At 68.6% G+C, this 1920-nt stretch carries 3 protein-coding genes; 2 read left to right on the forward strand and 1 reads right to left on the reverse strand.

Translation table 11 applies throughout. The annotated features are described in order from the left end of the window. Positions 1 to 48 precede the first annotated feature (48 nt). On the reverse strand, positions 49 to 315 hold the full coding sequence (gene crgA, locus ACFWGZ_RS40745; protein ID WP_382456932.1) for a cell division protein CrgA: 267 nt from the start codon (positions 313 to 315) through the stop codon (positions 49 to 51). Positions 316 to 459: 144 nt separating this feature from the next. On the opposite strand from crgA, the gene ACFWGZ_RS40750 reads away from it, so the two are divergent. Together ACFWGZ_RS40750 and ACFWGZ_RS40755 are read left to right on the forward strand one after the other, a co-directional pair. Then, the gene (locus ACFWGZ_RS40750; protein ID WP_382456933.1) at positions 460 to 1719 is read left to right on the forward strand and encodes a class E sortase; all 1260 of its coding nucleotides are present in this window, start codon (positions 460 to 462) and stop codon (positions 1717 to 1719) included. Next, complete coding sequence (locus ACFWGZ_RS40755; protein ID WP_382456934.1) at positions 1719 to 1874, forward strand: hypothetical protein; 156 nt, start codon at positions 1719 to 1721, stop codon at positions 1872 to 1874. Before ACFWGZ_RS40750 ends, ACFWGZ_RS40755 begins: the two co-directional genes overlap by 1 nt. Positions 1875 to 1920 lie beyond the last annotated feature (46 nt).

Genomic DNA, 1920 nt, shown 5'->3' on the forward strand with positions numbered 1-1920 from the left:
GACGTGTGACGTCCGGGCCGACCTGTGCGAACGGTGACGTGCGAGCGCCTAGCGCCAGCGCATCGTCATCAGCAGACCGATGATCATCAGCGCGAAGCCGATGGCGAAGTTCCACGCGCCCAGCTCGAGCATGAACGGGATCTTCTCGGCCGCGATGTAGTTGACGACCAGCCACGCGAGGCCCAGCAGCATGAACCCGAGCATGACCACGACGTAGACCGGGTGTGACGGTCCCGCTGCCTTCACCTTGACCGGCGTGCGGTTGTCAGTGGGTGCGGTGTAAGCCGCCTTCTTCCGGACCTTGGACTTTGGCATGCTGTCCTCGCCTGACGTGGATATCCCTGAGTGCGCGAGTTTACGTGCACTACTCAGGAGACACGTTAACGTAGCGACCGTGGTGAGCGAACCACCTGGCAGACGCAGTTGTTTTCAGTTCACAGTCCGCGCGGAGGTTCTCAGGTGAACTCGGGACCGCAGCAGCCGCCTCCCCGGCGTCCTGCACCCCGTCGTGATGACCTGCAGCACGTGCGGGCCACCCCTTCTCCACGTCCGCTGCCGCCGCCGGAAGCCACGCAGTTCACCAGCGCTTTCTCCGGCAGCCTCCCGCCGGCGGGCGCGCCGCCGCGCCACCAGCAGGCCCCGCCTCCCGGCACCCCCGCCCGCGGGATGCCCCGGGCGACGCCTCCCGGCGGAATGCCCCGCCAGCCGACCCCGCCCGGCGGCATGCCGAGGCAGGGAATGCCCCCGCGCGCGATGCCGCACCGCGGAATGCCGCCGCGCCCACCCCGTCCCCGCCCGGTCGAGCCGCCCACCGAGGTGATCCCGCGCGTCCAGGACGACTACGACGACGAGTACTACGACGACGACTATTACGACGAAGAAGAGAAGCCGGCCCTCCCGCCGGAGAGCATGGCCCGCAAAACCGTGCGCGGCGTTGGCGAAGCCCTCATCACCATGGGCCTCGTCGTGCTCCTGTTCGTCGTCTACGAGGTCTACGTCACCGACCTGCTCTCCGCGGAGAAGCAGCAGGACGCCACCGCGGCCCTCGACTCCGAGTGGAGCTCGAACACCGTCACACCCCCGCCCGCCGACCCGAACCGCCAGTCGAAGCTGAACCTCATCGAGGGCAAGGCCTTCGCGAAGATGTACATCCCGGTCTTCGGCAACGACTGGAAGTTCTCCGTCGTCGAGGGCACCACCGACAAGCACCTCGAGATCGGCCCCGGCCACTACAAGGACACGGCCCAGCCGGGTGAGGCGGGCAACTTCTCCATCGCGGGCCACCGGGTCGGCAAGGGCGCCCCGTTCAACGACCTCGACCTGCTCCGCTCGTGCGACGCCATCGTCGTGCAGACCCAGACCCAGTGGTTCGTCTACCGGGTGCTCCCCATGAGCAACGAGGTGGCGGGCTGGGCCGCGAACGCCCGCGCGAAGGAAGCCGCCTGCACCGGCGTGGCCCCGCTGTCGACCACGCTGGGCGACGTCTACGCGAAGACCGTCGGCCAGGAGATCGTCGTCCCGTCCCAGGGCGAGGTCATCGCCCCGATCCCGCACCAGGTGGGCGCGACGGTGCCGGCCGACAAGCAGGCCCGCCTGCTCACCCTGACGACGTGCCACCCGCGGTTCTCCGACAAGCAGCGCCTGATCGTGCACGCGATCGAGACCAAGAGCTACCCGGTGGCCGACAACTTCGTGCCGCCCGAGATGACGGAGGGCTGATGTACGGCTGGATCTGGGCGCACCTGCCGGGCCCGCTGTACCTCAAGGTCATCGAGGCCGTCGTGCTGGTGACGGGCATCGTCGCCCTGCTGATGTTCGTGGTGTTCCCGTGGGCGGAGCCGAAGCTGCCGTTCAACAACGTGACGACGGAGTGACCGCCCGGTCCGGGTGAGGTGCGTGAAGCCGCCACCGCGCCCACGC

Origin of the sequence: Lentzea sp. NPDC060358 (assembly GCF_042725365.1) — a bacterium.
In the GTDB taxonomy this organism is placed as follows: domain Bacteria; phylum Actinomycetota; class Actinomycetes; order Mycobacteriales; family Pseudonocardiaceae; genus Lentzea.